The 7594-nt window shown below is 73.6% G+C and carries 6 protein-coding genes; 3 read left to right on the top strand and 3 right to left on the bottom strand.

Annotation, left to right across the window (positions count from 1 at the left end; all coding sequences use genetic code 11):
- Nucleotides 1-252 precede the first annotated feature (252 nt).
- From IG74_RS0143210 to IG74_RS0143220, 3 genes are read right to left on the bottom strand one after another with little or no spacing between them, the layout of a single operon-like run.
- A complete protein-coding gene (locus IG74_RS0143210; RefSeq protein ID WP_030689002.1) occupies nucleotides 253-1041 on the bottom strand; it encodes an alpha/beta fold hydrolase in 789 nt (262 codons plus the stop codon).
- Nucleotides 1042-1048: 7 nt separating this feature from the next.
- The gene (locus IG74_RS0143215; RefSeq protein WP_030689004.1) at nucleotides 1049-1774 is read right to left on the bottom strand and encodes a DUF998 domain-containing protein; all 726 of its coding nucleotides are present in this window, start codon (nucleotides 1772-1774) and stop codon (nucleotides 1049-1051) included.
- A gap of 13 nt (nucleotides 1775-1787) precedes the next feature.
- Entirely contained in the window at nucleotides 1788-3239 is a 1452-nt protein-coding gene (locus IG74_RS0143220; RefSeq protein WP_051856625.1) for an amino acid permease, read from the bottom strand.
- Between the two features lie 139 nt (nucleotides 3240-3378).
- On the opposite strand from IG74_RS0143220, the gene IG74_RS0143225 reads away from it, so the two are divergent.
- From IG74_RS0143225 to IG74_RS0143235, 3 genes are all read left to right on the top strand, one after another.
- Nucleotides 3379-3897 carry a hypothetical protein gene (locus IG74_RS0143225; protein ID WP_051856627.1) on the top strand — a complete coding sequence of 173 codons (519 nt, stop codon included), beginning with the start codon at nucleotides 3379-3381 and terminating at the stop codon, nucleotides 3895-3897.
- A 128-nt stretch (nucleotides 3898-4025) separates the two neighbouring features.
- On the top strand, nucleotides 4026-5699 hold the full coding sequence (locus IG74_RS0143230) for a multicopper oxidase family protein (protein ID WP_030689009.1): 1674 nt from the start codon (nucleotides 4026-4028) through the stop codon (nucleotides 5697-5699).
- A gap of 91 nt (nucleotides 5700-5790) precedes the next feature.
- Nucleotides 5791-7539: an NAD+ synthase gene (locus IG74_RS0143235; RefSeq protein WP_030689012.1), complete on the top strand. Its 1749-nt coding sequence runs from the start codon at nucleotides 5791-5793 to the stop codon at nucleotides 7537-7539.
- The last annotated feature ends 55 nt before the right edge of the window (nucleotides 7540-7594 follow it).

A 7594-nucleotide genomic window follows, 5' to 3' on the forward strand; every position in this document is an offset into this window, starting at 1 on the left:
GGTGGGTGGGGCTGTCCCGGCGGCGCGCAGCGCGGCCCTGTGTCGCTGGGGAGTGGGTGGGCGCCCTTGCCTCGGGGCCGTGTGCCCGGGGTGGGGGCGGGTGGGACCGGACCGCCCCTCCCCCCCCCCACGCTGTGGGCAATCGTCCCGCAGGGCGAGTGGGGCATCCCCTGCTCCAGCGGAGCCGAGAGCTTGGGGCGGGGTGGGCGCAGCCCCAGGTGCCGCGCGGCCGTTGCAGCGAGGCCCGTCCGGCTAGCGCGTGGCCAGGATCGTCTCGGCGACCTCGTGGGGGCGGTCCCGCATCAGGAGGTGGCCCGCGGGGCGCAGGGCCCGGAAGGACGCCCCGAGGGAGTCCGCCAGGGCGCGCTGCCGGGACACCCAGCGGCTCGCGCCCGCAGGGCCCGCCGCGAGCACCGCCACCGGCGCCCCCGCAAGCCCGGCCTCCCGCCTGAGCAGGGCGAGTTCATGCGCCACGTCGCCGTACGTCACGTACTCGACGAGCCCGGCCCGCCACACCCGGCTCAGCCCGTACACCGCCCGCAGCCGACGCGGCACGCCCCCGCCCCGCAGCAGCGGCCCGAGCGCCCGCGGCACCCCCACCGCGCCGAGCGCGGCCCCGCACGCGCGCGCCCCCGCGACCCGCGACCCGCGCGCGGGCAGCGCCCGCGTCCGCTCCTCCACGCTGGAGTCGACGAGAACGAGCCCGGCCGCCCGCCCCGGATACCGCCGCGCGAACGCCTCCGCGTGGAACCCGGCCAGCGAGTGCCCCACGACCGTCACGGCCCGCTCCCCCAGGCCCACGGCCGCCAGGACGCGGGCGACGCGCTCCGCCTCCCCCGCGAGCGTCGGCGCCTCGCGCGCGGGCCCGCTGCGGCCGAGCCCGGGGCGGTCGAAGCGGACGACGGTGCGCGTGGGGGCGAGCAGTTCGACCACCGGGTCCCATTCGAACGACGCGAGCCCCAGCCCCGCGCTGAGCACGCAGACCGGGCCCTGCCCGGTCACGTCGACGTGGTGCGGCACCCCGTCGATCCGTACGAACACGCTCGGTTCACCTCCGCCGTCGTACGAGCACGAGCCACGCCAGGCACACCAGCCACACGGCGATCATCAGCACCTGGAGCCGCTGACCGATGCCGAGCCCCCACGTGCCGTGCCCGGCGTCGAAGGCGAAGACGGCCGCGAGGGTCCAGACGGTGGCGGCGAGTTCGACGGCCACGAGCACCGCGAGCAGGGTCCGCTGCCGCGCCCCGCCCGCTCCCGCGCGTCGTACGGCCGCCGTCAGGAGCACCATCCCCACCAGCGCCCCGGCCACCGCCACGCTGCTGCTGACCGCGTGCGCGGAGTGCGTGGCGGGCACGAGCCCGGCCCGCTCCCGCGCGAGGCACGCCGCGTCCACGGTGGGCGCGCAGCTCAGCGGAAACAGCCGCGCGTCGGCGGCCGTGGCCGCGCCGAAGAGGACGAGCCCGGCCCAGCCGAGGGCGGACAGGGCGCGGACGCGGGGCACGGCGCTCCGGCAGCGCAGCCGCACCAGGCCGACCACGGCTCCCGCGCACACCAGCACGCCCGCGGCGAAGTCCACCGCCCGGTAGAAGGCCCCGTACGGCTGGTCCTCGGCGGCGAGTTCGCTGACGTACGTCCGCAGCGGGGAGAGTCCGGTCGGCAGGACCGCTTCGAGGGCCCAGGAGGTGTACGCGGCGGCGCCGGCGACCAGGAGGACGGCCACGGCCGCGCGGACGGCGCGGGGCGCGTCGGCGTCTCGGGGCGTGGGGGGCATACGCGTACCGAGGCTAGTCGGGCGCATGCGCGCCCTGGTGATCGGGGTGGATCCATTCCGGTTTGCGGAACTTGAGGAACGCGGCAGGCGCGGCCACGCCGATCGTGAGCAGCCCGCCGCCGACGATCAGCAGATAGCGCCACAGCGGCGCGTCGCCGAACTGGTCCGGCGGCACGAAGCCGATGAAGAGCGCGCACGCCGAGGCGACGAAGCCGACCCCCGCGACGATCGTGACGGCGGGCACGACGAAGCCGCGCTGGACGTGCGGCTGGGTGCGGCGCAGCCGCACCACGGCCACGAACATCAGCAGGTACGCGATGAGGTAGATCTGCACGGTGATCACGGAGAACATCCAGTACGCGCTGGAGACGTCGTCGCTGAACGCGTAGAGGACACCGATCAGGGTGGTGATCACACCCTGCGCGATCATGATGTTCAGGGGCACGCCGTGCTTGTTGAAGCGCTGCAGGACCGGCGGCAGATAGCCCTCCTGCCGGGCGAGCGTCACCAGGCCCTTCGCGGGTCCCGCGAGCCACGTCAGCATGCCGCCGAGCGCGGCCATGACGAGCATGATGCCGACGACCTTCGTCATCCAGCCGACGTGGAAGTGGTCGAAGAACGCCTGGAAGGCCTGCATGAGTCCGGCGGTGAGGCTGAGCTCCTCGGACGGCATGACCCAGCTGATGGCCAGGGCGGGAACGATGAAGATCAGCAGGACCAGACCGGTGGCCAGGAAGATCGACCGCGGGTACTCCGCGCGCGGGTGCCGCAGCGACGACACGTGGACGCCGTTCATCTCCATGCCGGCGTACGACAGGAAGTTGTTGACGATGAGGACGAGGCTGGCGAGGCCCGTCCACGGCGGCAGCCAGTGGTCGCCGGTCATCGGCGCGGCGGGCTCGTTGCCCTGCCCCAGGAAGACGATGCCGAGGGCGACGAGCACGACGCCCGGGATGAGGGTGCCGATCACCAGGCCGAGGGACGAGAGGCCCGCGACGGTCTTGGTGCCGCGTGAGGTGATCCACACGCCGGTCCAGTAGATGACGACGATGACGATGGCCACGTAGAGGCCGTCCTCGGCGAGGCTCGGATGGACGACGTAGGCGAACGTCGAGGCCACGTAGGCGAGCAGGCTCGGGTAGTACGCGATCGTCATCGCGAACTGGCACCACACCGCGACGAATCCGAGCGGCTTGCCGAGCGCCTCGCTCACCCACCGGTAGATGCCGCCCGTCCACCCGGAGGCCAGCTCCGCGCCGACGAGGGCCGTGGGCAGCAGGAAGACCACGGCGGGCAGGAGGTACAGGAAGACGGCGGCGAGGCCGTAGATGGCCATGGCGGGCGAGGGCCGCAGGCTCGCCACGGAGGCGGTGGTCATCAGGGCGAGCGTCACCCAGGAGATGAACTGGCGTGAGGTCCCGGTGTCCTCCCCGAACTCCGCGGCCCCGGCTTCACCGGCCTTCATGGCCGCCGCGGCCTCATCGGCCGCCGTCGTATCGCCCGCGCTCTGTCCGGGCTTGTCCGTAGTCGTCATGGGTTCATGATCAATGTTTCTCGCGGCCCCCGCACATCGCCCCATACCGGGGAGGGGTAGGCTCCCGCCCATGACCCCGAAGCGGCAGCCGACGAGCGCGAGCGGATTCCTGCTCCTCGTGGCGCTGCTGTTCGGCATCGTGACGATGCACACGTTGGGGCATCCCCAGGAGCACGGGGGCGGATCGGCGCCCTCGGACCACGCGCGCGTGGCGGACGGCGCCCGGCACGGGGTGGGGCACGCGGCCGCCCGGGGCTCCGAGACGGAGGCCGTCGCGCACGCGGGTGCCGCCGTCCCCATGGCCGCGGGTCACGAGACCGGCGGCACGCGGGCGGGCCTCGCCGACGAGGCCGTCGCCCGCACGGCCTCCGCGCCCGAACCCCCTTCCCACGACACCGGCATGGACCCGATGTCCGTGTGCCTGGCCGTCCTGGGCGGTGCCCTCGTGCTCGCCCTGTTCGGCGCGGCGGCGGCGCGGCCGCCGGTGGCCGCGCCCGTCCGGCTGCCCGCCGGGCTCCGGGCCGCGCCGTGGCCCGACCCCCCGCCGCCGCGCGCACTCCTCGCCCGTCTCTCCGTGCTGCGGATCTAGGCCGCCGTACCGGCTGCTTCGCGCTGCCCGTGCCGCGGTGGGAACCTCCGGGGCCGGAGCGGTGTACCAGAAGCAGCAGACGCGCCCTTCTGCACGCACCACTCAGTACGGACGAGGTGTCTTCACTCATGCGCACCCACACCCAGCGCACCCCGCACACATCGCGCCGCGCCCTGCTCGGCGCCGCACTCGCCACCGCGGGGACGGGGCTCGTCGCGGCCTGCTCCGGCGGCTCCGGCGGCGGCTCGCACTCCGGCCACGGCGGCGAGGGCGGCCCTTCGGCCGGTTCGAAGGGCTATGTGACGCCCACCGGACCCGAGGTCGCCGCCGCCGAGAAGAAGCGCCCGGGCGGCGGCCGCCTCCGCGAGCTGAAGCTCATGGCCATGCCGACGACGCTCGACCTGGGCGGCCGCACGGTCAAGTCCTGGGCGTACGGCGACGCGCTGCCCGGCAAGGAGATCCGCGCGACGGCGGGCGACACCCTGTCGCTCACCCTCGCCAACCACCTCCCGCAGCCCACCAGCCTGCACTGGCACGGCCTCGCGCTGCGCAACGACATGGACGGCGTCCCCGGCCTCACCCAGCGGGACATCAAGCCCGGCGCCGACTTCACGTACCGCTTCAAGGTCCCGCACCCGGGCACGTACTGGTTCCACCCGCACTCCGGCACCCAGCAGGACCGGGGGCTGTACGCGCCCTTGATCATCGACGACCCCAAGGAGCCCCTGACGTACGACAAGGAGTGGGTGGTCGTCCTCGACGACTGGGTCGACGGCGTGGCCGGCTCCACCCCCGACGCGGTCCTCGCGGAGCTGCGGGGCGGCATGGACATGGGCGGCGGCATGGACCACGGCTCCGGCGGTTCGGAGGGCTCCGGCGGCTCCGGCGGTTCGGGGCACGAGGGGCACATGTCCCGCACCGCCCTGACCGGCGCCGGGAAGGCGTCCCCCGAGCCCACCCCCAAGGGCCCCTCCCGCATGCTCATGGGGTCCACCAGCGACCTCCTCGGCCGGGACGCGGGCGATGTGGCGTATCCGCACTATCTGATCAATGGCCGCACCCCCAAGGCCCCGTCCTCCTTCCGCGCCCGCCCCGGCGACCGCATCCGGCTACGCCTGATCAACGCGGGCGGTGACACCGCCTTCCGGGTGGCGCTCGGCGGCCACGAGCTGACGGTCACGCACACGGACGGCTTCCCGGTGCGGCACCAGAAGGCCGACGCCCTGCTCATCGGCATGGGCGAGCGGTATGACGTCCTGGTCACCGCCAAGGACGGCGTCTTCCCGCTGACCGCCGTGGCCGAGGGCAAGAAGGCGGCGGCCCAGGCGGTGCTCCGCACGGGCGGCGGCCGCGCGCCGTCACCGTCGGTGCGGCCCAAGGAGCTCAAGGGCCGCGTCGTGCTCGCCGAGCGCCTCACGGCGGACGAATCGGTGGCCCTCAAGCCGGGCGACCCCGACCGCACCATCAAGATCCGGCTGACGGGAGGCATGGAGAAATACGACTGGGCCTTCGACAAGAAGCCGTACGCGCCGAACCAGCGGCACCCCGTGCGCGCGGGCGAGCGCGTGCGCCTGGAGTTCAGCAACTCCACGTCCATGTGGCACCCCCTCCACCTGCACGGCCACACCTTCGCCGTGGCGAGCGCCCCAGGACGCCCCCGCAAGGACACCGCGATCGTGCTGCCGAACGGCCGCCTGACGGTGGACTTCGAGGCGGACAATCCGGGCCTGTGGATGATCCACTGTCACAACGTGTACCACGCGGAAGCGGGCATGATGACGGTCCTCGGCTACCGCTCCTGACCCGGGTCGCCGCCACGACGCGGTGCTCCTGGGCGGTCGTCCGCCGCCCGTCCCAGGGGCATCGCGTCGGGTTGACGATTACACTGGGGCCGTGCCTCAACTACGCCTTGCGCTGAATCAGATCGACTCCACCGTCGGCGACCTCACCAAGAACGCGGACGCGGTCCTCCGCTGGACCCGGCACTCCGCCGAACAGGGCGCGCACCTCGTCGCGTTCCCGGAGATGGCACTCACCGGCTATCCGGTGGAGGACCTCGCCCTGCGTTCCTCCTTCGTGGAGGCGTCCCGTCAGGCCCTGCGCGCGCTCGCGGTCCGCATCCGCGACGAGGGCCTGGGCGAACTGCCCGTCGTCGTCGGCTATCTGGACCGCAGCGACGAGGCCAAGCCGCGCTACGGCCAGCCCGCGGGAGCGCCGCGCAACGCGGCGGCGGTGCTGCACCGCGGCGAGGTGGCGCTCACCTTCTCCAAGCACCACCTGCCCAACTACGGCGTCTTCGACGAGTTCCGCTACTTCGTGCCGGGCGAGACGCTCCCGGTCGTACGCGTCCACGGCGTCGACGTGGCGCTCGCGATCTGCGAGGACCTGTGGCAGGACGGCGGCCGCGTCCCGGCGACCCGCACGGCCGGGGCCGGCCTGCTGCTGTCCATCAACGCGTCCCCGTACGAGCAGAACAAGGACGACCAGCGGCTCGAACTGGTCCGCAAGCGGGCGCAGGAGGCGGGCTGCACCACCGCGTACCTGGCGATGACGGGCGGTCAGGACGAGCTGGTCTTCGACGGCGACTCGATCGTCGTCGACAAGGACGGCGAAGTCGTCGCGCGGGCCCCGCAGTTCGCCGAGGGCTGCGTGGTCCTCGACCTGGAGCTGCCCGCGGCCGCCGCGCAGCCGCCGTCGGGCGTCGTGGACGACGGCCTGCGCGTCGAGCACGTCACGCTCTCCGCCGAGCCGCTCGCGCCGTACGAGGCCGAGCACACCGGCACGTACGCGGAGCGCCTCGACGACGACGAGGAGGTCTACTCGGCCCTCGTCGTCGGCCTGCGCGCGTACGTCCAGAAGAACGGCTTCCGCTCCGTGCTCATCGGGCTCTCCGGAGGCATCGACTCGGCGCTGACGGCCGCCCTCGCCTGCGACGCGCTCGGCGCGGAGAACGTGTTCGGGGTCGCGATGCCGTCCCGGTACTCCTCCGGGCACTCGATCGCCGACGCCGAGGAGCTGGCGCGGCGCACCGGGCTCAACCTCCGCACCGTGCCGATCGCGCCGATGTTCGACGCGTACATGGAGTCCCTCGGGCTCACCGGGCTCGCCGAGGAGAACCTCCAGTCGCGGCTGCGCGGCACGATGCTGATGGCGATCTCCAACCAGGAGGGCCACATCGTGCTCGCGCCGGGCAACAAGTCCGAGCTGGCGGTGGGGTACTCGACGCTGTACGGCGACTCCGTCGGCGCGTACGGGCCCATCAAGGACGTCTACAAGACCTCGGTCTTCCGGCTCGCCGAGTGGCGCAACCGGGCCGCCGCCGAGCGCGGCGGGACCCCGCCGATCCCCGAGAACTCCATCAGCAAGCCGCCGAGCGCGGAGCTGCGCCCCGACCAGGTGGACACGGACTCGCTGCCGGACTATCCCGTCCTGGACGCGATCCTGGAGCGGTACGTGGACCGGGACGAGGGCGCGGACGCGGTCGTCGCCGCGGGCTTCGACGCGGAGCTCGTGGGGAAGACGCTGCGGATGGTGGACACCGCCGAGTACAAGCGGCGGCAGTATCCGCCCGGGACCAAGATCTCCCCCAAGGGCTTCGGCAAGGACCGGCGGCTGCCCATCACCAACGCCTGGCGCGAGTAGCCTCCGGCGGGCCGCCGCCCCCACCGCTACCGCGGCGGGCCTTTTCCCACCCGCC

The organism is Streptomyces sp. NRRL B-1347 (assembly GCF_000720325.1).
Lineage (GTDB): Bacteria > Actinomycetota > Actinomycetes > Streptomycetales > Streptomycetaceae > Streptomyces.